The sequence below is a fragment of the Geothrix limicola genome, assembly GCF_030268085.1.
In the GTDB taxonomy this organism is placed as follows: Bacteria; Acidobacteriota; Holophagae; order Holophagales; family Holophagaceae; genus Geothrix; species Geothrix limicola.
In genome coordinates, this window is the sequence record NZ_BSDE01000001.1 from 1,000,071 (window position 1) to 1,023,291 (window position 23,221).

Sequence of the window (23,221 nt, forward strand, 5' to 3'; positions counted from 1 at the left end):
GATGGAGGCCTTGGGTCGGATCCAGCCTATCAGCAAGGGACCCATCCACCGACCAGGAGCCCACCTACAACTTGAAGAGGTTGACCTCGCGGTTGAGCATGTGGACCTGGGCGCCAAGCTGCTCCACCGCGCCGCTCGATGCCTCGATGGCGCGCTCGCTTTCCATGGCCTTCCCCAGCACCCGGTTCATCGTCTCCTTGAGGGAGATCACGTGGTCCTCTTGCCGGGCCAGGATCTCGTGGAGGTTGCTGGCGAGGGTCCGGACCTGCTCGGTGGCCTTGGCGATCTCGTCGCTGCCGATGCTCTGTTCCTTGGTCGAATCGCGCACCACGGCCGTGGCCTGCTGCACGTTCATGGCCAGGGACAGGATGTAGTTGCTCGTCTGCTGCTGCTCTTCGATGACCGAGCGGATGGTTTCCACCTGGGTGTGGATGTTCCGGTTGGCCTCATGGATGAGCGAAGCCTGCCCGGCCTGCTGGATAGTCTCGCTGAGGATGCTTTCCACCACGCTGTCGGTCTCGCTCACGGATTCGAGGATGGCCTGCAGGGCCTCCTGGCTCTGGGCCACGGATTCCGAGCCGTCGCGCACCGCGTCCAGGCCCAGTTCCACCTGCTGGTAGGCCTTCCGGATCTCGGCCTGGAGGGTGCCGATGATCTGCTGGATCTCCTGCGTGGAACGGGCGGTCTGATCCGAAAGCTGCTTGATCTCGTCTGCGACCACCGAGAAGCCCTTGGACTGCCCGTCGCCGGCCCCCCCCTGGGACGCGATGATGGCGGCGTTCAGGGCCAGCAGGTTGGTCTGCTGGGCATGGTCCCCGATGTAGTCAAGAATCTTGGCGATGTCCGCCCCGAGCTGCAGCAGGGTGCGGGTGGTGCCGTGGAAATCCTGCACCACGCGCTCGATGACCTGGATCTTTTCGCGGTTGCGGGCCACCAGCTCCATGCCCCGTCCCGCATTGTGGATCACCTTCTTGGTGTACCGCTGAGCGATCTTCACGCTGTCGTCGATGGCGGAGGTGCTCTGTTCCAGGTTCTCGGCGAATTCCTTGGTGTGCTCGGCGTGACCCGCCAGGTGGTCGACGTTCTTGCCGACGTTCTTGATGGCGATATCGAAATCCCGGATGGCCGAGGTGATCCCTTCGACCACCATCAGCAGCTCGTCCATGCTCTGATTGATCTGTTGCACGCTGGCAGCCATCTCGATGATGGTCGTATTGGTGCTTTCGGAGGCCAGGCTGAGCTCCATGGAACTCGCGCTGATCCCGATGGAGGTGTCCGTCAGTTCGTTGATCTCCTGATGGAAGGCCTCGATGAGTTCGCGTTGGCCGTGGTTCGACTGGCGGACGCCGTCCCCGGATTCGCGGATCAGGGCCGAAGCCTTGGCCAGATCGCGACTCGCCGCGCGGATCTGGACCACCATGCCCCGGAGGCTGCCGACCATGTGGCCGAAGCCCTGCACGAGGGAGGCCACCTCGTCATCGCTGTAGACCGGCTCGAGGCGATCGATGCGCCCTTCGCCCACCTGGTCCGTGTTGCGGCTCAACAGAAGCAGGGGCTGCTGCACGTCGCGGAGGATCAACGGGATGAAATAGGTCAGGAAGATGCCCGCCAGGACGAGGATGGCCAGGTTGGGCCGCAGGGCCTTCCAGATGGCATCCGCGTACTCCGCCTCGGGTATGACGGCCCGGAGTTCGGATCCATCGGGGAGGGTCTGCACGACGAGGATGTCTCCGCCCCCGTGGGGCTGGATCTTGGAGCCCAGGATGGCCCCGCCTCGCGAGGCGGGAAGCCGCAGCGACACGCCGCCCCCGGCCCCCAGCTTAAGGGTGCTGAGAAAGGCATCCAGGTCCTCCTGGGTCGTGTTCATTTCCGACACCAGGTTCACGGAATCCGCCAGGTTCGCCAGTTCGTTCCTGGCATAGCTGGTCACCTTGGTGCGAATGGAGGACTGCAGTGTGAGTCCCGAGATGAGAATCGACATCAGCAGCACGCCGCCGGTGATCCCCAGGACGCCGAACCCGAACTTGGCCCTCAGGCTGGTCGTGAACCGGGCCATGGAATCGGCGAATCCGGGTTGCCCGGCCAGGATCTTGAACGCCTTCATCAGGCCCTGTTTGGCGAGGAAGTACTGGCTCACCCCGCAGAGGCCGGCGATGACCATGAACATGGCCATCGTGATGAAGCTCACCCACAGGCTCTGGCCCAGGTAGAGCTTGGCCCACAGGTAGGCCGCGGCGCTGAGGGCGAAGGCCTGGATGGAAAACAGGGTGGAAAAAGCCTGGGGGAACCGCGTCAGGGGCCGGTAGAGGTTCGGCCCCAGCGGTTGTTCCGCCAGGATCACGTCCAATTGGCGGATCTGCAGAAAGGAGATGCCAATGGCGGCCGCCAGCAGCACCAGGGCCACCACCACCCCCATGAGGCTGAGGTGGAAATCCGGGGGGGCCGCCAGCAGGAACAGGACCGTGGAAACGAGGAATCCGAGGCCCCAGACGGAGGCGTTCCCCAGTCTGAGGCGGGTAATCACCAATTCCCGGTCCGCCCGGCTCAGTTTCACGGGGGCTTGCACCCTGAGTTCAGGCAGGGGTCCAGAAATGGAATCGGGCTGCACCATATTCGCGTGTTTCGGCCAGGATCCATCCGGGCTGTAATTCCAGCCTGGTCTTCCGGTCGGTCTCGAAAATCAGGACTCCCTCGGAGGCCACCCAGGAGCGCATCGCCCCCGCCTGGCGGGCCCACAGATCCGAGGCCAGCTCGTAGGGAGGATCCACGAAGATCACGGCCTGCTCGGTGAAGGCGCCGACCTTCAGCGTCCTCAGATCCTTGCGGAGGGCCTTCACGGGCAGTCCGGCGAGGTTCTTCTGAAGGCAGGTCCAGCCGGGCTCGGCTGATTCCACGCAGACCACCGGCTCATAGCCCCGGGAATGGGCCTCCACTCCGACGGCCCCTGTCCCGGCGCAGAGGTCCAGGAAGGGCCCGGAAGCCCAGCGCTGGAGGATCGAGAACAGGGCCTCGCGGGCCCGGTCCGCCGTGGGGCGCACGCGGAGGTCCCCTGGCGGGGGCGTCGCGAGCCGACGCCCCTTCAGGGTTCCTGCCACCACGCGCATGGAGGCGTCAGTAGGCCCAGCGCATGAGCGTGGCACCCCAGGTGAAGCCGGCGCCGAAGGCCGCCAGGGCCACCAGGTCGCCCTTGGCCATGCGCTTCTCTCCGAAGGCCTGGTGCAGGGCCGTGGGAATGGTGGCGGTGGTGGTGTTGGCGTACTTGTCGATGTTGACCATCATCCGCGAGGGATCCAGTTCCAGCCGCTTCGCCGCGGCATCCATGATGCGGATGTTGGCCTGGTGGGGCACGAAGAGCTTGAGCTGGTCGCCCGTGAATCCGTTGCGGTCCATCAGCATCTTGCTGTTGTCGGCCATTTCGCGCACGGCGTTCTTGAACACTTCGCTGCCGGCCTGGTGGATGTAGTGCTCCTTGGCGGCCACGGTTTCCGCGGTGGCAGGCTTGAGGGAACCACCGGCGGGCATGTAGAGGAAGCAGCCTCCGGAACCGTCGATCTTGTGCTCGAAGTCAATGATGCCGAGGCCCTCCTCCACGCGCTCCACGATGACGGCGCCCGCGCCGTCGCCGAAGAGCACCGAGGTAGCCCGGTCTTCCAGGTTGATGATGGTGGACATGATGTCCACGCCGACCACGGCCACGCGCTTCACGCCGCCGGCGGCCACCAGGCTGGAAGCCGTGGTGAGGGCATAGAGGAAGCCCGAACAGGCGGCGTTCAGATCGAATCCGAAGGCATTGGTGGCGCCGACCATGTGCTGGATGCGGCAGGCGGTGGCGGGGAACAGCGTGTCCGGCGTGACCGTCGTGACGAGGATCAGGTCCAGCTCGGAAGCCTTGATCCCGCGGTTGTCCAGGGCCATCTGGAGGGCCGGGGCGCCCAGCTGGGAGGCGCCGGTGCCGGGTTCGACCCAGCGGCGCTCGCGGATGCCGGTGCGGGTGCGGATCCATTCATCATTGGTCTCCATGATCTTGGAAAGATCATCATTGGTGACCACCTTGGGAGGAAAGCATTGTCCAGTGGCGGTGATTCCAACGGGGGCGGACAGACGACGGTTCAAGGAGCCTCCGGCACGAAACTCCCATCATCGCATGAACCTACCTCCGCGTCATCGATCCCCCCTGAAACGGCGCAGCAGCGCGACGAGACGATCCCCATCCAGCACCCGGAACGACTGGCCTTCAACCTCGCAGACACCGGCGATCCAACTGATCGCGGGATCGTTCTCGTCAGCCTCCTTCAGGGTGTTCAGGGGCACCTTCATGGTCCCGATCAAACGGTCCAGGGGGATGCCGAGCCGGGGACGAAGCACCGCCATCGCCGCCGCCGGTCCGGCCTTCGAACCTTCGCAGCCCGGCAGGTCCTTCCAGGCCAGGACCGGCAGGAATTCGCCCTGGTAGATCACCACCCCATCGATGCCCCGGGGGCGTCCGGGGAGCGGCGCCACCGGCGAATGGGCCACCACCTCGCGGAGGTCCTGCGTGGAAAGCAGCAGGTCCATGCCCGCCGCCTTCACGTGCAGCCAAGTCCCTTGTTCCGTCACGGGTTCAGACACGGGCCACCCGCCGCATCAAGGAATCCATGGCCAATCCCAGTACCGCCTCGGGGTCCAGCACCCAGAGGATGCCCTCCTCCTGGAGGCTGCCGCCCATGATGCCCGAGGCGTGGGCCAGTTCCGGCAGGCTCCGCAGCAGGACTTCCCCGCGGCCCTGGATCTCATCGACGCCGAGGGCCACCTCGACGCTCTTCGAGGCGGCACCCTGGGAGCCCAGCACCACGAAGGCGCGCTGGCCATCGGGTTCCGGAAGGCCCAGGCAGGCTTGCAAGGACTCCAGCGGCATGGATTGGCTAAGCACCTGCACCTGGTCGCCGCCGTGGCGCACCTGCTTGCCGGCCTGGACGCGGACCACGCTGCCCAGCGGGATGCCGAAGGTCTGGCCCGCGCAGCGGACCCGGAGACAGCTCAGCACCACGCGGCTGAGGGGGATGGTCAGCCGGATGAGGCTGCCGCGCCGCGCTTCACTCGTCAGGTGGATTTCCCCGCCCAGGGCCTCGATCTCGGCCCGCACCACGTCCATCCCCACGCCGCGGCCCGAGAGCTGGGAGGCGCGGGTCTGGGTCGAGAAGCCGGGCTCGAGGGTCAGCCGGTGCAGCCGCTCGGGCGTGTAGGTCTGCCCGGGCTTCAGCATGCCCAGCTCCAGGCCCCGCGCCTCGATGCGTTCCAGATCGAAGCCCCGGCCATCATCGCGGATATCGAAACGGAGGTTCCGGCCGCGCTGGGAGGCCGAAATCCTCAAGGAACCCGCCTCGTTCTTCCCCAGGGCCAGCCGCTCCGACGGCGATTCGAAGCCGTGGTCCACCGCGTTCCGAACCAGATGCAGGAAGGGGTCGCTGAGCCTCCCGAGCAGGTTGCGCTCCAGCTCCAGGTCGCTGCCCTGGAAGCTGAGCCTCACGGGTTTTCCCGTGTCCCGGCTGAGGCTCTTCACCATGGGTTCGATGCGCGAGAACAGGCTTTCTACCCGGACCATCCGCATCTGCAGCAGGGATTTCTGCACCTCGAGCAGGCCGTCCTCGATCTGTCCCAGGATCGCGGCGGGTCGGTCATCCCCGGCGGCCAGGGGCTGGTGCAGCAGCAGGCTGGCCGCATCGCGCAGCTGTCCCACGGCCATGAGCCGGGCCTCCAGTTCCTCCACCCGGGAGGCGGGAAGCCGGAGGATTTCCACTTCCTGAGCCTGGGGAGCCTGCGGTGGCGCGGCTGGAGCCTCCGGTTCCGGTGGAGGTTCTTCTGTCGGCTGGACGGCAACTTCGTTCCGCATGCTCGCCGGCACCCGTGAGGGATCCGCCAGCAGGGCAGTGCCCACCAGTTCGCCTTCCAGTGTGGGGAGGGAGGCCGGATCCAGGGTGGCGCAGGCCACGATGAGCAGGAAACCCAGGCCTTCGGCCCCCTCCGGAACGTCACAGGGCAGCGTGGAGATCAGCTCGCCCTGGGCGCCGAGCACTTCGTTGAAGAGGCGGAGGCGCTCGTCGAAGGTGGCGAAATCCAGGCAGACCGTCACACCGTGGATGGGCACCCCGTTCATCAACAGCGCCGTCACACGGGTACGCTCGTATTCGGACAGGGATTTCAACAGCTCGGTCGACAGATCGAGCATGGTGGTCAGGTCGCGGGTTCCGCCTTCGGCCGGGCGAGCCAGGGCTTCGAGTTCACCCAGCTGCCGGCGCAGCGCGTGCAGGTAGTCCTCGGGCTCCTCCCGCCCCCGGCGCAGGCCGGCCAGACCCGATTCCAGGGCCAGGACCCCCGCCTCCAGGGTCTCCACCACCGAATCCGTGGAGCGCAACCGCCCCTGGCGCATGAGGTCGAAGATGTCCTCCATGCGGTGGGCCGCCCGGCTGAAGCTGGTGAATCCCAGCATGCCCGCCATCCCCTTGAGGGTGTGGGTCGTCCTGAAGAGCGCATTCACCGAGGCCTGGATGACGTGGGCCGGCTGAGGCGACTTCAACTTGACCAGGGTCTGGCGGGCCTGCGCGAACAGGTCCTCGCATTCTGCCCAGACATCATCGAAGGATTGATCCAAACCAGAGCTCCCGTTCCAAGGGCATCGGCAGGCCCTTCCGGAGTCTGGAGTCTAGAGCGAAGTGGCTCTGTCTTACACTGGCCCCATGCGAACCCTCGCCGTCCTTCCCTCCCGGTTCCAGTCCACCCGCTTTCCCGGCAAGCCCCTCGCCCTGATCGCCGGAAAGCCGATGATCCAATGGGTGTTCGAGGCCGCTCGCCGGGCGGAGGGTGTGGACCGGGTGGTGGTCGCCACGGATGATGACCGCATTGCAGGAACCGTCCGTGGTTTCGGAGGCGAGGCGGTAATGACCGACCCCGCCCTGCCCTCGGGCACCGATCGGGCCGCCGCGGCCCTGGAAGCCCTGCTCGTCTCCGGCGCCGACCCCTTCGACTGCGTGCTCAACATCCAGGGCGACGAGCCGGCCATGCACCCCGAGACCGTGGCCGCCGTGGTGGCGCTCATGAAGGCGCAGCCCGACCTGCCCATGGCCACGGCCGCCTGCCCCTTCACCCATGCGGACGAGGTCTTCAATCCCAACGCCGTCAAGGTGGTGGTGAACGACCAGAAACGGGCCCTCTATTTCAGCCGCAGCCCCATCCCCTACCTGCGCCATTCCTCCATCTTCGATGCGGATTTCAGATCCTGGATGAAGCCCGAGCAGCTGGCGCATTTCCAGCGCCACCTGGGGCTGTATGCCTACCGCCCCGCCACCCTGAAGGCCTTCACGAGCCTGCCGCCCCACCCCCTCGAACAGCTGGAGATGCTGGAGCAGCTCCGCGCCCTGGGCGCGGGCATCTCCATCGGCGTGGCCCACACGCCCTTCTTCAGCCTCGGGGTGGACGTGCCGGGCGACGTGGCGGCCGCGGAGGCCCTCCTGCGGGAACGGGGCCTCGCGGACTGACAGGTCAGTCGCGCTAGACTGAAGGCTTGGGCTTCGCGCCCGTTCCTTGCCAGGAGAAGCTTGTGAGCCACCACAAAGTCGTGATCATTGGAACCGGCCCCGCCGGCTACACCGCCGCGCTCTACACTTCCAGGGCCAACCTGGCGCCCCTCGTCTTCGAAGGCGCCCAGCCCGGCGGCCAGCTCACCATCACGACTGAGGTGGAGAACTTCCCAGGATTCCGTTCGGGCATCGAGGGGCCCGCGCTCATGGAGGAGATGCGCGCCCAGGTGCAGCGCTTCGGCACCACCATCAAGCCGGAGACCGTGCTCAAGGCCGACCTTCAGAGCCGCCCCTTCAAGCTCACCACCGACAAGGGCGACTACACGGCCGACGCCGTCATCATCGCCACCGGCGCCTCGGCCATGTGGCTGGGCATCGACAAGGACGAGCAGCTTTCCCGCACGGGCGGCGGCGTCAGCGCCTGCGCCACCTGCGATGGCTTCTTCTTCCGCGGCAAGGAGATCGCCGTGGTGGGCGGCGGCGACACCGCCATCGAGGAAGCGACCTTCCTCACCAAGTTCGCCACCAAAGTCCACCTCATCCACCGCCGGGACAAGCTCCGCGCCTCCAAGGCCATGCAGGAGCGCGCCTTCAAGAACGAAAAGATCCAGCCCCTCTGGAACAAGGTCGTGCTGGACGTCCTCACCAACACCATCGAAACCCCCATGGGCGAGAAGGTGGAGAAGATCCGCGCCCTGAAGCTCAAGGACACCGTGGATGGCAGCGAATCCGAACTGCCCGTGGAAGGCCTCTTCGTGGCCATCGGCCACCGGCCCAACACCAGCCTCTTCACGGGCCAGCTGCCCATGGACGAGACGGGCTACCTGAAGGTGGAGAAGGGCTCCAGCCGCACCGCCATCGAAGGCGTCTTCGCCTGCGGAGACGTGCAGGACCACACCTACCGCCAGGCCATCACGGCCGCCGGCAGCGGCTGCATGGCCGCCATCGACGCGGAACGCTGGCTGGCCGAAAAGGGCCTGGCCGAGTAGGCCGCGAGGTGAATGAGCAGCACCTCGAACCCCTGAAGCGGCATCCCGAGGGCCGGGCCCTCCGGGCGGAAGTGGATCTGGGCCGCATCGCGCGGAACCTGGACCGCATCCGGGCCGCTTCCGGGGGACGCGAGGTCTGGGGTGTCGTGAAAGCCAACGCCTATGGCCACGGCGCCGTGCCCGTGGGACGGGCCTTAGCCAGCGCGGGCGCGCACGGGCTGGCCGTCTCCAGTCTTGAGGAAGGCCTGGAGCTGCGTCAGGGTGGCATCGAGTGCCCCATCCTCGTGCTCGGCGGGTTGCGGCCCGAAGCCCTGCCCGCCGCCAGCGCCGAAGGGCTCACCATCGCCGTCGTCGGGCCCGAACACCTGGCCGAGTACGCCCAGAGCCTCCCCGCCCATCCCGTCCGGTTGCATCTGAAGCTGGATACGGGCATGGGCCGTTTCGGGCTGCTGCCCAGCGAACTCGGCGACTGCCTGGGCGACCTGCGCCGACTGGCCCCCTGGATCGAAGGCGTGATGGGCCATTTCGCCACCGCCGACGATCCCGACCAGGGTTTCGCCCTGCGCCAGCGGCACGTCTTCGACGCCTGCCTGTCCCAGCTGGCGGACGCGGGTATCCACCCGGCCCAGCGCCACCACGGGAACAGCGACGCCTGCCTGCGCCACCTGGTGGACCGGGATACCCACGTCCGCCCGGGCCTGGCCCTCTTCGGCCTCACCACGCTCCCCGAAGGCCGCGCCCTCGGGCTGGAGCCGGCGCTAGCCCTGGTGGCCGAAGTGGCCCGAGTGAAGCACGTGCCCGCCGGCACGACCGTGGGCTACGGCCGCACCTTCGTGGCACCCCAGCCCATGCAGATAGCCACCCTGGCCTGCGGCTACGCGGACGGCTACCGCCGCGACCTGGGGAACCGGGGCGTGGCCGGGCTTGAAGGCCGCACCTTCCCGGTGGTGGGGCGCGTATCCATGGACTACCTGACCATCGCCCTGCCCCTGGACGTGCCCATCGCGCCGGGAGTCCCCATGACCCTCTTCAGTGCCGACCCCTCGGCCCCCCACAGCGTGGAGCGCCTGGCCCAGGCCCTCGGGACCATCCCCTACGAACTGACCTGCGGCCTTCATCGACGGATCACACGCCGATATTTTCCCTGAAGCGCCGATATTCGAACTACCATTGGGGACACTCGGTCTCTCCCCATGAACCTGCTGGTCATTACCCGACATGACGACCTCGTTGAGCGCCTCAAGATGGCGTTCGAGGGGGCGGGCCATCGCATCTTCCAGGCTGGCGATCCCCTGGAGGCCCTGGCCCAGGACGGCTGGGGGGAGGCCCAGGTGCTCCTGGTGGATGCCGAGGGCGATCCCATGGACGGCTACCGCCTCTGCCGCCTGCTGCGCGGCGAGGCCCGGGTGCTGTTCCGGAACCTTCCCATCTTCCTCATCCTCGAGCACCCCCCGTCCGAGCCGGATCTGCGGGCCCTCCAGGACGTCGACGGGGACGGGTTCATCCCCGCCGAATACAACATCCAGCAGCTGCTCAACCACCTCGGCCCGGTCATGGCCGGCAGCGCCCCCCGCGAGACGGGCCAGCGCCTGCCCATCCTCGCCGTGGGCCTGCAGACGGGGCTCACCCAGCGGGCCCGGGAGATGCTTCAGCACTACGGCATGGAGGTGCATTCACCCCCCACGCGCAACGCCGTGGAGGCCCAGCGCGCCCTGAAGGCGCCCGTGCTGCTGCTCGGCCTGTCCGCCGGCGGCGTGGAGGGCGCCCTGGCCATGCTGGCCCAGCTGCGCGAGCAGAGCGCCCTGCCCTACACCATCCTCGTCGGCCAGGTGAAGGACGAGGCCGCCCAGCGCAAGCTGCTCCTCGCGGGCATCTCCGACTGGGTGCCCCTGCCCCTGCCCGCGCCGCGTCTGATCCACGCCTGCAAGCGCGCCATCGAGTGGATGCATGCCAAGCGGATCCAGACCGAGTACGAATCCGCCATCCACGACCTCCGGGAGCGCCGGAGCATGCTGGAAATCGAGGCGGCGGCGCTGCGCAACGAAGTGCTCACGGATCCGCTGACCGAACTCCTCAACCGCCGCGCCTTCGACCAGAACCTGGATCATGCCGTGCGCCAGTGGGAGCGCCATCGCCGGGCCTTCGTGCTGCTGCTCGGCGACGTGGACCACTTCAAGCTCATCAACGACCGCTTCGGCCATCCGGTCGGAGACGAGGTCCTGCGCCTGATGGCCAGCCGGATCCGTTCGGCCTTGCGCAAATCCGACCTCGCCTTCCGCATCGGCGGCGAGGAATTCGCCGTGCTGCTGACGGAAACCAGCGTGCGGGGCGGCGCCGAGGTGGCGAACAAGCTCCGCCGCTGCATCGACGAGGATCCGGTCGTCCTGCCCGGAGGCCAGGCCATCTTCCCGACCATGAGCTTCGGCGTGGGCGGCCCCGGCGCGCCCACCCTCGCCGCCCTGATGGCCCAGGTGGACAAGGCGCTCTACCAGGCCAAGAGCCTGGGCCGCAACCGCGTGGTGGTGGCCAATGAAGGCGAGTATCCGCCGCGCGCCCTTAGTGCCGGAAACTGAAGAGGTCCCCGAGTCCGCGCAGGTTGAGCGAGAGGTCCACGCGATCCTCCCGGCCCCCGGACACCAGCGTCGTGTTCAGGGCCACGTGCGTGTACTTCAGCACGTAGGCCACGCAGGGCTGCACGAAGGCCAGGGCCACCTGGCTGGAGGCGAAGCCCCGGGACCTGAAGTCGTAGTTGGCCGTGAATTCCAGCCGCAGCCGGTCATCCCAGATGCGATGGAGGCCGCCGAACTGCAATCCCTTCTGGGGCAGGAGGAAGCGGTTCAAACCCGTGGAGAAATAGGCCAGGTTGAAGTGGCCCCCATCCTTGGCCTTCACGTCCAGGCTGAGCGCGTCGTCCGAGCCTCCGGCCCCGATCTCCGAAGAACGGCGCAGGTTGATGCGCCAGCGGTCATCGGGCTCCACGTCCAGGTCCGTGTCGACCGAGGACCAGCCCTGCTTGTAGCGGCCGTCGCTGAGGATGATGGGCGAGGCGTGGTACCGCGTGGAGATCTGCAGGCGGGCCAGATCCGCGAAGCCGGTGCCTGAGCCGGGGCGGCCCAGAAGGTGCTGCTTGAAACCCACCTCGAAACTGCGCTCACCGGAGGCGCTTTCGTTGACCCCCGGGAACGCGTCCACCGCATCGAAGCGGGGGAGCATGCCATCCTCGCCATAGCGGCTCGTTTCGGTGAACCCGAAGAAGGGCTCCACCACGTGCTTGAGTTCGCCGGTGTAGCCGAGGAGCGACACCTCCTTGAAGCTGCGCCCCACCTGGGGGCCTGAGAACCGCAAGTGGCTGGAGATGAGGTAGCGGGAGGAGGCGTTCCCATCCACCTGGAAGGGGCTGACCGTCGGGTCCTTCAGGTTCACCACCGTATCGTTCGCGCCGCCATTCGGATCGAAGATCGGGGCGCGGAGGCTGGAACTGTAGTGGGTGGCCCTTCCCATGAGTTCGAAATCCGCCCGGAAGGGGCCCCACTGCCCCAGGCGCCCGTGCAGGCGCGTGTTGGCATCCTCGCGGTTCCACGCGTAGGTGTGATCCAGCGCCGGGTTGTTCTCGCTTTCGATGCGGTAGGCGAAGCGGCCCAGCCGGAGGCCGCCATCCAGGTAGAGCGGCCCGAACAAGGCCACCGGGAAAAAGCGGAACTCCGCCTGGGGCAGGGTCTGGCGCCGGAGGGAATCGAGGAAATCCGGGCTGTAGAAGGGGTCGCCCTGATTGCTCGTGAAGAAGAAGCTGCGCTGCTCCGCGGCGGACAGGCTGAGGCTGCCGAAGGTGAAATTGCGGCCGAGGTAGAGGGCCGAATCGAAGCTTGTGGTGCCGAGATTGGCGATGCCTTTCCCGAAATCCGCATCGACGAGGTTGTCCGAAGCCTGGTTGATGTCCGCCGTGAGCTGCCAGCCGTCCTCCCGCTGCCAGACCTCCTTCAGGCTGTACCGGTACCGGCGCTCGTTCAACGTCCGCTGCTGGATGGTCTCCCCCGAGGCGCTTCCCTCGTGGGTCAGGTCGGGGTGCCAACGCACGTCGCCCCCCCAGAGCGTGCCTTCCTTGGTGAAGTAGTCCGGCGAGAAGGTCGCGTCCACCGAATCGCCGAGTACCTGGTAGTAGGAAAGCCCCACCGTCGTGCCGAAGGCGCTGGACATGCCGAGCCGGGGCGGCAGCAAGCCCGAAGTGCGCTCCGCCCGGGCGGGGTAGACCGCGTAGGGAAGGTAGTAGATCAGCGGAATCAGGCCCAACTGGATGCGGGCGTTCCACATCGTCGCGAAGCCGTCGAGGTCCACCTTGAAGGTGGAGACCTTCGCCTTCCAGCCCGGGTTCTCCTCGGGACAGGGGCTCAGTTCCACGTCATCAAAGGCCCAGGTGCGCAGGGTCGTGAAGGCCACGTGGGCCGAGCGCAGCGTCCAGGTGGGCGGCAAGTCCATCTGCAGGGCCCAGGCCTCGCCCGACCGCATCTTCCAATCCATCTGAAGCCGCTCGCAGCGCAGGCGCAGATCCGGCCCCTCGAGACGGATGTGGCCCGTGGCGCTGAGCCGGCCTTCGCTGATCCGGTACTCGATGCGATCCGCCAGGAGCAGCAGGCCCTCGGCCTGGATGGCGCCCTGCTCCAGGACCCAGAGATCACCATCCTCCTTGACGCCCTCGCCGCGGTAGGCAAAGGGCACCCGCGAATTCCCCGGCCCTCGTTCGATCTGGAAGGGGCGGAGCGGAAGCAGCTCCGCGGGAGTCGGAGCGTCGAGGGGCTGCAATGCGGGCGCCGGCGGGAGTTCCTGCGCCACGAGTAGGGCCGACACGGCCCCCAGCATCCAACTGCGGTTCAAGAACCGGCTCCGGCGCATGCGGAGCTCAGTGGTGATGCGGCAGCAGCCGCGCGCTGACGAGGAAGATCCCCACCCCCGACAGCAGAGCGATCGTGCTGCGAAGGCCCGAGACTTTCTGGACTTCGGGCAGCAGGTCGGAGCTGGCCACATAGAGCGTCAGTCCCGCCGTCAGGCCCAGCACCGGCCCCGTGGGAAGGTTCAGCAGCGACTGACCGGCCGAGCCCAGGAGCGCCGCCAGGGCCAGCGTTCCCGCGGCCATCAGCGCTCCGCGCTTGCCGAAGCCGCGCACGAGGAAGATCGAGGCGATGGTGCCGCCTTCGGGGATGCGGTGGAAGAGGATGCCCAGCAGCACCAGGGGACCGAGGTTGCTGTGGGTGGCCAGGGCCGCGGCGATGGCCACGCCATCCATCAGGCTGTGCAGGGAAAGCCCCACCAGCGCGAGGACGCCGCTGAGCGGCGAGCCATCGGTATGGGTTTCCTCACCGTAGTGGAAGTGCAGCGTGATGCCGTGCTCCATCACGTGCACCAGCAGGTAGCCCCCGAGCACCCACAGCGCGTTGATCTCCCCGCCCTTGGCTTCCAGGCATTCGGGGATGATGCGCACGAGGGTGACGGAGAGCAGGTAGCCCGCCGCGACGCCCGAAAGCAGGCGCATGAACTGGGCCCGGCCCTGAAGGAAGCGCACCACGCCCCAGCCACCCAGGAGGGTGGCCAGGGAGGCGAGCGGTGCCAGCCAGTAGAGGGACATCCCCGACTACTCGGCCTTGACCTTCTTCGGTCGGCCCACCTTGCGTTTGGGCGCGGCCTCTTCCGCGACGGGCTCGGCCTTCGCCTTCTTGGCGGGGGCCTTGGGTTCCTTGGCCTCCTTGACGGCCTTGGCCTTGGGAGCGGCCTTCTTCTTCGCCGGCGCCTCGGGCTCGGGGACGGGCGCGGCCTTCGGCGCTTCGACTACCGGCGCCGCGGCGGTCTCCACGGTGGAGGACACCTTGGCCCGTGGGGTGCGCTTGGGCTTGGATGCCTCTTCGGCCACTGGGGCCGGCGCGGCGGGTGACTGTCCAAACTTGGGACGGGGGCTGGGCGTCAGCAGGCTGGCCACCAGATCCGCCGTGACCTTGGGCGGCTCGGGCTGGGCTTCCGCCGCGGGCCTGGGCGCAGCCTGACGCGCCTCAGCATGGCGCGATTCAGCCTGGCGAGGCTCCGTATGGCGCCCTTCAGCGGAACGTTCTTCGGACGGCGCGCCCTGGGTCGCGGCCTCGGTTCCGCGGTCCGAACCACCCTTGCGGCGGCGGCGGCGGCGCTTGCGCTTGGCGCCATCGCCCTTGGGCTCGTCGCCGGCCTCCTCGCCACCTTCCTCGATTTCGTCATCCTCGGGCTTGGCGCTTTCGAAGAGGGCGCGCAGGCGCTCCCGCTCATCGAGGGCGGCCCGCTGCAGGTCGCGGCGATCGTATTTGAAGGCTTCCTTCTTGGCCTCCTTGGGACCTTCGCCGTGAACGCCCAGGGCCTTGTCGAAGGAGATGGGGCTGTCCCCACCCAGCACCACGGTCTCGTCTTCCGGGGCCTTTTCGCGGTGGGGCTTGGGTGCGGGCTTTTCGGCCGGCGCCTCCTCGGCCCTTTCGATCTCGGCGGACATCTCGCCGTAGCTCATGGACCAGTCGGCCTGGATGAGGATCTTCGCGTCGCTCTCCTCCTCCATGCGGACCAGGTCGCTGCGCTTCTCGTTGAGCACCGCGGCGGCAATGGCCGGGGCCAGCTTCACGCGGATCTCGCCGATGCCGCCCTTGGCCAGGATGCCGTGCAGCTTGCGCACCACGGACAGCGTCATGGCCTCGATGGTCTTCACCTTGCCGGTGCCCGCACAGGTGGGGCAGGACTCATGATTCACGTGCTGCAGGCTGGGTCGGATGCGCTGACGGGTCATGACCAGCACGCCGAAGCGGTTGATCTTCCCCACCTCCATGCGGGCCTTGTCGGCCTTGAGGCAGTCCACCAGGCGGTCCTGCACGGCGCGGATGTGGGATTCGCGCTTCATGTCGATGAAGTCGATGACGACCAGACCCGCGAGGTCGCGCAGGCGCAGCTGGCGGGCGACTTCTTCCGCGGCTTCCATGTTGGTCTTGAAGGCCATGTCCTCCACGCCGTCGCCGGAGGTCTTGCCGCTGTTCACGTCGATGGCCACCAGGGCCTCGGTCTGATCCAGCACCAGGGCGCCGCCGCTGGGCAGGGAGACCTTGCGCCCGTAGACGCGGTCGATCTGCTCTTCCAGCTGATGCCGCGAGAACAGGGGCTTCTTGCCGGAATAGTGCTTCAGCACGTCGAGGTGCTGGGGCATGGTGCGCTTGAAGAAGGACTGGGCGGCGTGGAAGGTGTCCAGATCGTCGATCTGCACTTCCTCCACATCGGCGCTGAAGGTGTCGCGCAGGGTACGGGTGACGACGTCATCCTCCTGCCACACGAGGCCCACGCCGTGCCGGTGCTTGTAGCGGTTCAGCACTTCCTTGTAGGTGTCCAGCAGGTATTCCAGATCGCGCTGGAAGTCCTCCTTGGTCACGCCCAGGCTGGCGGTGCGCACGATGACGCCGATGTCCTCGGGGATGTCGAGGGTGTCGATGAGCTGCTTGAAGTGGCGGCGCTCCTCGGTGGCCTCGATCTTGCGGCTGATGCCGTTCACGGGGTTGCCCGGCGTGATCACCAGGTAGCGGCCCGCCAGGCTCACCTGCCCGGTCATCATGGCGCCCTTGCTGCCGAGTTCTTCGCGCACGGCCTGGACGAGGATCTCCTGGTCGCGCTGGAGGATGTCCTGGATGCGTCCGCGTCGGCCGTCGCCGCTCATGTCGCGGGGCAGTTCGCCCAGGGGGAGGAAGCCGTTCTTCTGGCCCCCGAAGTGGACGAAGGCCGCCTGTAGACTGGTGTCCACCCGGACCACCTTGGCCTTGTAGAGGTTGCCCTTGATCTTCTCGTTGTGCAGGAACTCCACGTCGTAGTCGAACAGCAGACCGTCGACCAGGGTGGCCACCCGGATCTCTTCCGGATCCGTGGCATTGATCATCATTGTTTTCTTGGGGCTCAAGGAGGCTCCTCATGGGGCCCGGGGATCCTGGCTGCGGCTTACGCCCGGCAGGCTCGGCGGCCCTGGGGTTGGATGTCTGGGATGGGAGATGGGGAAACCGAAGGGGGCCCTGCCCTGACTTCGGCCACCCGGAGGGAAAAAATCGGGATGGTCGCGATCCCCGGGAACGGGCGGTGCCTCGATCGACCCGCAGGATCTACAAGCATTAAACCCACTTATTTCCGCCAGGGCAAGCTTGATCCGGGGCGAAGTTACAGCGATGTCACAGCGTGTCACAAGGGGGTTCACCCCGCGGCCCCAGGATCAGAGCCATGAAGGAGGCATCCATGAGGATCCGAACCCTGGCTCAGACCCTGCTGGCCACCCTGGTGGGGCTGTCCGCTTCCGCCCAGACCGTCAAGGTGGACCCCAAGGTCTCCACCTACAAGAAAGTTTCCGGCATCAGCGGAAACCTGAACTCCATCGGCTCCGACACCCTGAACAACCTGATGGCCTACTGGGTCGAGGGCTTCAACAAGAAATACCCCAACGTGAAGATCCAGGTGGAAGGCAAGGGTTCCACCACCGCGCCCCCGGCCCTCATCGAAAGCACCAGCCAGCTCGGTCCCATGAGCCGGGAGATGAAGAGCGAGGAGAGCGACAAGTTCGAGAAGAAGTTCGGCTACAAGCCCACCAAAGTGGCCGTCGCCATCGACACCCTGGCCGTGTTCGTGAACAAGAACAACCCCGTCAAGTCGCTGAGCATGCAGCAGGTGGACGCCATCTTCTCCAAGGGCCGCAAGGGCGGCTACGCCAAGGAAGTCAAGACCTGGGGCGACCTGGGCCTGACCGGTGATGCGGCCAACCGGCCCATCAGCCTCTATGGCCGCAACAGCGCCAGCGGCACCTACGGCTACTTCAAGGAGCACGCGCTCTTCAAGGGTGACTACAAGGATTCCGTGAAGGAGCAGCCCGGTTCCTCCTCCGTGGTGCAGAGCGTGGGTTCCGACCGTTGGGCCATCGGCTACAGCGGCATCGGCTACGCCACCTCCGGCGTCCGGGCCGTCCCCCTCTCCGACGCCAACAAGAACGGCGGCGCCGTGTTCGAGGCCACCTATGCCAACGCCCTCAGCGGCAAATACCCCCTGTCCCGCTACCTCTACATCTACATCAACAAGGATCCCAAGAAGCCCATCGATCCCCTCACCCGCGAGTTCCTCAAGTTCGTGCTGAGCAAGGAAGGCCAGGAGATCGTCGTCAAGGACGGCTTCCTGCCCCTCACCGCCAAGATGGAAGCCGAAGAGATCGCGAAGCTGAAGTAGCCGCATTCGACAGGGGCGTGCCAGGGGGAATCCCGGCACGCCCCTTTGTTGGTCAAAAGCCTGCTCCCCTCACCGACGAGACGACATGCCCAGCCTTCCTTCCAATCAGGCCCGCGCCCAGCGCATGGACCGGTTCATGGCCTTCCTCATTTCGGGCGGGGGCCTTCTGATCATCGGTGCCGTGCTGGCCATGCTCCTGTTCATCATGAAGGAGTCCGTCCCGCTCTTCGTGCCGCCCCAGTCCCGTTCGATGGGGACCCTGCAGGCCCCGCGTTCCGGCGGCGCCTGGCTGGATGAATCGGGGAAGGCCGTCGTTCTTCTATCGCGAAAAGAAGGCCTGAAGGCCATGCGGGTACCCGAAGGCACCTCGCTGACCCTGCCCAGCCTGAGCAGCGATGGCCCACCCCTGCCCTGGCGCCTGGCCACCCCACCCGGTCCCCGCGGCGACTGCCTCGTCATCGGCGGAGATGATCGTCTCTCACTGGCCCAGCTGGCCTGGTCCAAGCCCGCCGGGGAGAACGATCCCGCCCGCTGGGTTCTCGAACCGCACTGGCAGGGCGGGGTGAAGCTGTCATCCGTGCCTGATGCCATCTTCCACTTCCGGCTCATGGAAGCCGGCGGCCTGGGCGGCGGATCTTCGCTGCGCGTCGTGGCTCGCACGGCCGGAGGGCTCGTATGGTCCGAGACTGCCCTCGAACCTTCGGCGACGCTCGCCTGGAAACCCATCCAGCTCGATCCTTCCCTGCACGCCAGCGCCGCTGCCTGGAGTTCGGACGGCCAGCGTCTCTTCGTCGGCACCCAGGAGGGCCGCCTGCTGGACCTCGACCCCGAGACCGGTCAGGTGCAATCGACCGCCGAATTCGGCGAGCCCATCCAATCCCTGGGCTTTGCCCTGGGACAATCCAGCCTTCTCGTCGGCGGCGCCCGCGGCAAGCTCGCGGCCTACCAGCGCGTGCGCGTGAACGAGGTGTTCACGCTCCAGGCCTTCCACGCCTTTCCCAGGCTCGGCGGCCCCGTGCTCGGATTCCAGGCCAGCCTGCGGGACAAGCGCTTCCTCGCCTGGACACCCTCCGAAGCCGTGGTGGATCACCTGACCACGGAGCGCCGCATGTTCTCCGCGCCGATCGAAGGCCTGGGCGTGGCGACCCTGGCGCCGCGGGGCGACCTCATCCTCCACGCGAACGAGGGTACCGGGGCGCTGCGCCTGTGGTCCCTCGACGCGCCGCACCCGGAAGTCAGCTTCGGCCTGCTGTGGGGCAAGACCCACTACGAAGGCTACGAAAAGCCCGAGTACGTGTGGCAGAGCACCGGCGGCACCGATGATTTCGAACCCAAGTTCAGCCTGGTGCCCCTCGTCTTCGGCACCCTCAAAGGCACCCTCTACGCCATGCTCTTCGCCTTCCCGCTGGCGGTGCTCGGCGCCCTCTACACCTCCCAGTTCGCCACGCCGCGCCTGAAGCACACCATCAAGCCCGCCATCGAAATCATGGCGGCTCTGCCCTCCGTCGTGCTCGGTTTCCTGGCGGGCCTCGTGATGGCCCCCCTCCTCGAGCGGATGGCCGTCGAGGTCTTCATCTATCCCTTCGTCGTGCTGCTCCTCGCCCTGCTCATCGCGCCCTTCTGGAGCCGCCTGCCCCTGCCCTTCCGCAATGCCTTCGGCACTGGGCGGGAAGTGCTGTGGATGGTCCCCGTGCTGCTGCTGGCCGTGGCCCTGACCAACTTCGCGGGGCCCTGGATCGAGCGCGTGGCCATGGGGGGCAGCTACCGCACTTGGCTGCAGACGGCCATGGGTGTCACCTACGATCAGCGCAACAGCCTCGTGGTGGGCTTCGCCATGGGTTTCGCCGTCATCCCCATCATCTTCACCATCAGCGAAGACGCCCTTTCCAGCGTGCCGAAATCGCTCACCTCGGCCAGCCTCGCCTGCGGCGCCAGCCCCTGGCAGACGGCCTGGCGCATCGTGCTGCCCACCGCCAGCCCCGGCATCTTCTCGGCCACCATGGTGGGTCTGGGCCGGGCCATCGGCGAAACCATGATCGTGCTCATGGCCACGGGCAACACGCCCATCCTGGACTGGAGCCCCTTCAACGGCATGCGCACCCTCAGCGCCAACATCGCCGTGGAGATCCCCGAAGCGCCGCTGCACGGGACGCTCTACCGCGTGCTGTTCCTCGCGGCCTTCCTGCTCTTCGTGCTCACCTTCATCCTCAACACCGTCGCCGAGCTGGTCCGCCAGCGCCTGCGCCGCCGCTACGAGTCCATCTGATGAGCCGCCTGGGTGAACGCTTCCGGCAAGGCGGGATTTTCGTGTGGTTCTCCGGAACCCTGCTGGCCTTCTGCCTCGCCATGATCCTTTGCCTCGTGGGCTACATCGTCGCCAAGGGCATGGGCTACTTCTGGCCCAGCCCCCTGGCCCAGGTGCAGACGTCCGAAGGCCCGGTGCTCGGCGAGATCACGGGCCACGAGCCCGCCCACGGCGAGGAGACGGAAAAGCTGCAGTTCCGGGTCGGCAACCGCGATGTCTTCGGCCAGGACTTCAGGTGGATCCCCGCCGCCGGGCTGTCCACGCCCGAGTATCCGAAGGAGGCGGTCCTCATCGAACGCCTCGAATACGGCCCCTTCATCGGGCGCGTCGCCTCCCTGAGCCACGAAGGACAAACGGTGGCCACGGGGACCTCGGCCCTTCAAGAAGCGCTGAAGCACCTGCCTGAAGCCGAGCGATTGCGCCACCACATCCAGACCATCGAAAAGGGTCAGGTGGGCGACCTAAACCGCCGCATCGAGAAGCTGCGCCTGTCCCGCCACAAGCTGGAAGCGAAGGGAGATGTCGCAGGGTTGCAGGCCCTCGATGCGAAAACCGCCGACCTGCAGTCCGCCTACGACCAGTTGCAGACCAGCCTCGAGCAAAGCCGGGCCGAGGCGAAGGCCTGGACCCTCAGCCTGCAGACCGCCGACGGGCAGATCAAGGAATGTCCCCTGGGCAGCGTGGTCCGCGTCGTCCCCGCCAACGCCCTCGGCCCCTTCGGGAAGGTCCGCGTCTATCTCTCGCGGCTCTGGGAATTCGTGGCCGACGATCCCCGCGAATCCAACACCGAAGGCGGCATCTTCCCCGCCATCTTCGGCACCGTGATGATGGTGCTGGTCATGTCCGTGCTCGTGGTGCCCTTGGGCGTGATCACGGCGCTCTACCTGCGCGAGTACGCGCGCCAGGGCTGGCTGGTGCGGGCCGTGCGCGTGGCCGTGAACAACCTGGCCGGGGTGCCCTCCATCGTCTTCGGCGTCTTCGGCCTGGGGTTCTTCGTCTATGGCCTCGGCGGCACCATCGACAAGCTCTTCTTCGCTGACAGCCTGCCCACGCCCACCTACGGAACCGGCGGCATCCTCTGGGCCTCGCTCACCCTGGCACTGCTGACGGTGCCCGTGGTCGTCGTGGCCACGGAGGAGGCGCTCGGCGCCGTGCCCCGTTCCCAGCGGGAGGCCAGCCTCGCCATGGGCGCCACCAAGTGGCAGACCCTCTGGAAGGTGGTGCTTCCCAGCGCCACGCCGGGCATCCTCACGGGCCTCATCCTCGCCATCGCCCGCGGCGCCGGCGAAGTCGCGCCACTCATGCTCACGGGCGTGGTGAAACTCGCGCCCGCCATGCCCCTGGACAGCACCTTCCCCTTCCTTCACCTGGACCGCAAGTTCATGCACCTCGGCTTCCACATCTACGACGTGGGGTTCCAGAGCCCCAATTCCGAAGCGGCCAAACCCATGGTCTTCATGGCCTCCTTCCTCCTTCTGCTGGTGGTGGTGGTCCTGAACCTCTTCGCCTTGAACCTCCGCCGCAAGCTGCGCGAGCGCCTGGGAGGGAGCACCTTCTGATGTTGAACCCCGGAGTCACCGACATGGAAATCGAAGACCCCCGCCCCCTGCCGGAGCCCGCGCTCCTGCAGGCGCCGCCTCCCGCCACGGGGCTCCGCCCTGCGAGCTTCGCGCAGCCGGACCTGCCCCTCACGGATCCCTCCGTGTTGTCCGCGCCCACCATGCTGCGGGTGGATCGGCTTAACCTCTTCTACGGCGAGAAGCAGGCTCTGTCGGACATCAATCTGCAGGTGGCGCGCAACTCCGTCATGGCCTTCATCGGCCCCTCGGGCTGCGGCAAGAGCACCCTGCTGCGCTGCCTGAACCGCATGAACGATCTCATCGACAACGTCCGCATCCAGGGCCGCGTGCTGCTGGGTGACACCGATGTCTACGCACCCGAAACGGATGTCATCGCCCTCCGCAAGCGGGCGGGCATGGTCTTCCAGAAGTCGAACCCCTTTCCCAAGTCCATCTTCGAGAACGTGGCCTACGGGTTGCGCATCCAGGGCCAGGGCGACCGCACGGTGCTCGAAGAAGCCGTGGAACGCAGCCTCAAGGGCGCAGGCCTCTGGGACGAGGTGAAGGACCGGCTCAAGGATTCGGCCCAGGGCCTCTCCGGCGGCCAGCAGCAGCGCCTGTGCATCGCGCGGGCCCTGGCGGTGCGGCCCGAGGTGATCCTCATGGACGAGCCCTGTTCGGCCCTCGACCCCATCGCCACGGCGCGGGTCGAAGAACTCATCCTCGAATTGAAGCGCGAGTTCACCATCGTCATCGTCACGCACAACATGCAGCAGGCGGCCCGCGTCAGCGACCACACGGCCTTCTTCTGGATGGGTAAACTCATCGAATCCGGGCTCACGGAAAAGATGTTCACCAATCCCGGACATCGCATGACCGAGGACTACATCACGGGGAGGTTCGGCTGATGCGCCAATTCGACCAGGAACTGCGGGACCTGCGGGACGGCCTCCTCTCCATGGCCGGTCTGGCCGAGGAGATGATCGACCTCACCATCCAGGCCCTGACCGAACGTTCGCGAACCAAGGCCGAGCAGGTGATGGCCATGGACCGCGGCCTCGACGAGTGGGAGCTGAAGCTCGACCGCCTCTGCATCGATCTCCTGGCCCTGCGCTCGCCGGCCGCCGGCGACCTGCGCCTCATCGCCTCCAGCCTCAAGATCGTCCCGGAGCTGGAGCGCATCGGCGACCACTGCTGCAACATCGCCCGTCGCGCCACCTACGTGCATCCACCCATCCTCTCCAGCGGCTCGCTCGAGCGCCTGGGCCAGGAGACTCGCGGCATGGTGCGGATGGCCGTGGACGCCTTCATCGGCAGCGACGCGGGACTGGCCCGCACCGTGATCAAGTCCGATGATTCGGTCGATGAACTCTACGGCCAGATCTATCGGGAACTGCTCCGCCGGATGATGTCCGACCCGCTCTCCATCGAGCGGGCCAGCCACCTCATCCTCGTCATCAAGAACTGGGAGCGCATCGCCGACCAGGCCACGAACATCGCCGAGGAAGTCCTCTTCATCCTGGAGGGTCGGAGCGCGAAACACCCCTACCTTCAGGGTGATTCCGTAGAATGAAGCCA

17 protein-coding genes are annotated in these 23,221 nt (G+C 66.9%); 9 read left to right on the forward strand and 8 right to left on the reverse strand.

Annotated elements, in window-relative coordinates:
* Positions 1–64: 64 nt before the first annotated feature.
* Genes QSJ34_RS04265 through QSJ34_RS04285 form a run of 5 tightly spaced genes read right to left on the reverse strand, consistent with a single transcriptional unit; the run spans position 65 to position 6,628 of the window.
* The gene (locus QSJ34_RS04265; RefSeq protein ID WP_285570763.1) at positions 65–2,554 is read right to left on the reverse strand and encodes a methyl-accepting chemotaxis protein; all 2,490 of its coding nucleotides are present in this window, start codon (positions 2,552–2,554) and stop codon (positions 65–67) included.
* A gap of 19 nt (positions 2,555–2,573) precedes the next feature.
* Positions 2,574–3,104: an RsmD family RNA methyltransferase gene (locus QSJ34_RS04270; protein WP_285570765.1), complete on the reverse strand. Its 531-nt coding sequence runs from the start codon at positions 3,102–3,104 to the stop codon at positions 2,574–2,576.
* A 7-nt stretch (positions 3,105–3,111) separates the two neighbouring features.
* Positions 3,112–4,113: a beta-ketoacyl-ACP synthase III gene (locus tag QSJ34_RS04275; RefSeq protein WP_285570768.1), complete on the reverse strand. Its 1,002-nt coding sequence runs from the start codon at positions 4,111–4,113 to the stop codon at positions 3,112–3,114.
* Between the two features lie 48 nt (positions 4,114–4,161).
* The gene (locus QSJ34_RS04280) at positions 4,162–4,608 is read right to left on the reverse strand and encodes a chemotaxis protein CheW (RefSeq protein ID WP_285570773.1); all 447 of its coding nucleotides are present in this window, start codon (positions 4,606–4,608) and stop codon (positions 4,162–4,164) included.
* A complete protein-coding gene (locus QSJ34_RS04285; RefSeq protein ID WP_285570776.1) occupies positions 4,601–6,628 on the reverse strand; it encodes a chemotaxis protein CheA in 2,028 nt (675 codons plus the stop codon). Before QSJ34_RS04285 ends, QSJ34_RS04280 begins: the two co-directional genes overlap by 8 nt.
* A gap of 85 nt (positions 6,629–6,713) precedes the next feature.
* Here QSJ34_RS04285 and kdsB point away from each other — a divergent pair, with 85 nt between their 5' ends.
* From kdsB to QSJ34_RS04305, 4 genes are all read left to right on the forward strand, one after another.
* Entirely contained in the window at positions 6,714–7,511 is a 798-nt protein-coding gene (gene kdsB / locus QSJ34_RS04290; protein WP_285570779.1) for a 3-deoxy-manno-octulosonate cytidylyltransferase, read from the forward strand.
* A gap of 62 nt (positions 7,512–7,573) precedes the next feature.
* Positions 7,574–8,542, forward strand: coding sequence for a thioredoxin-disulfide reductase (trxB, locus tag QSJ34_RS04295; protein WP_285570783.1), 969 nt, complete (start codon positions 7,574–7,576; stop codon positions 8,540–8,542).
* An 8-nt stretch (positions 8,543–8,550) separates the two neighbouring features.
* Positions 8,551–9,690: an alanine racemase gene (alr, locus tag QSJ34_RS04300; protein WP_285570789.1), complete on the forward strand. Its 1,140-nt coding sequence runs from the start codon at positions 8,551–8,553 to the stop codon at positions 9,688–9,690.
* Positions 9,691–9,735: 45 nt separating this feature from the next.
* Positions 9,736–11,115 carry a diguanylate cyclase gene (locus tag QSJ34_RS04305; protein ID WP_285570790.1) on the forward strand — a complete coding sequence of 460 codons (1,380 nt, stop codon included), beginning with the start codon at positions 9,736–9,738 and terminating at the stop codon, positions 11,113–11,115.
* On the opposite strand, the gene QSJ34_RS04310 is transcribed toward QSJ34_RS04305, so the two are convergent.
* The 3 genes from QSJ34_RS04310 to QSJ34_RS04320 are packed head-to-tail and all read right to left on the reverse strand — an operon-like array spanning position 11,099 to position 16,478.
* The gene (locus QSJ34_RS04310; protein WP_285570793.1) at positions 11,099–13,411 is read right to left on the reverse strand and encodes an LPS-assembly protein LptD; all 2,313 of its coding nucleotides are present in this window, start codon (positions 13,409–13,411) and stop codon (positions 11,099–11,101) included. The genes QSJ34_RS04305 and QSJ34_RS04310 overlap by 17 nt on opposite strands.
* Positions 13,412–13,436: 25 nt before the next feature.
* Entirely contained in the window at positions 13,437–14,159 is a 723-nt protein-coding gene (locus QSJ34_RS04315; RefSeq protein ID WP_285570797.1) for a ZIP family metal transporter, read from the reverse strand.
* A 6-nt stretch (positions 14,160–14,165) separates the two neighbouring features.
* A complete protein-coding gene (locus QSJ34_RS04320) occupies positions 14,166–16,478 on the reverse strand; it encodes an Rne/Rng family ribonuclease (protein ID WP_285570799.1) in 2,313 nt (770 codons plus the stop codon).
* A gap of 326 nt (positions 16,479–16,804) precedes the next feature.
* Between QSJ34_RS04320 and QSJ34_RS04325 the strand changes: the two genes are divergently transcribed.
* From QSJ34_RS04325 to phoU, 5 genes are all read left to right on the forward strand, one after another.
* Positions 16,805–17,779, forward strand: coding sequence for a PstS family phosphate ABC transporter substrate-binding protein (locus QSJ34_RS04325; RefSeq protein WP_285570801.1), 975 nt, complete (start codon positions 16,805–16,807; stop codon positions 17,777–17,779).
* 85 nt (positions 17,780–17,864) lie between these two features.
* The gene (locus QSJ34_RS04330; protein WP_285570804.1) at positions 17,865–20,045 is read left to right on the forward strand and encodes an ABC transporter permease subunit; all 2,181 of its coding nucleotides are present in this window, start codon (positions 17,865–17,867) and stop codon (positions 20,043–20,045) included.
* On the forward strand, positions 20,045–21,643 hold the full coding sequence (gene pstA, locus QSJ34_RS04335) for a phosphate ABC transporter permease PstA (RefSeq protein WP_285570806.1): 1,599 nt from the start codon (positions 20,045–20,047) through the stop codon (positions 21,641–21,643). Before QSJ34_RS04330 ends, pstA begins: the two co-directional genes overlap by 1 nt.
* A 161-nt stretch (positions 21,644–21,804) precedes the next feature.
* Positions 21,805–22,551: a phosphate ABC transporter ATP-binding protein PstB gene (pstB, locus tag QSJ34_RS04340; protein WP_285571581.1), complete on the forward strand. Its 747-nt coding sequence runs from the start codon at positions 21,805–21,807 to the stop codon at positions 22,549–22,551.
* Positions 22,551–23,216, forward strand: coding sequence for a phosphate signaling complex protein PhoU (gene phoU, locus QSJ34_RS04345; RefSeq protein WP_285570809.1), 666 nt, complete (start codon positions 22,551–22,553; stop codon positions 23,214–23,216). Before pstB ends, phoU begins: the two co-directional genes overlap by 1 nt.
* Positions 23,217–23,221: the final 5 nt, after the last annotated feature.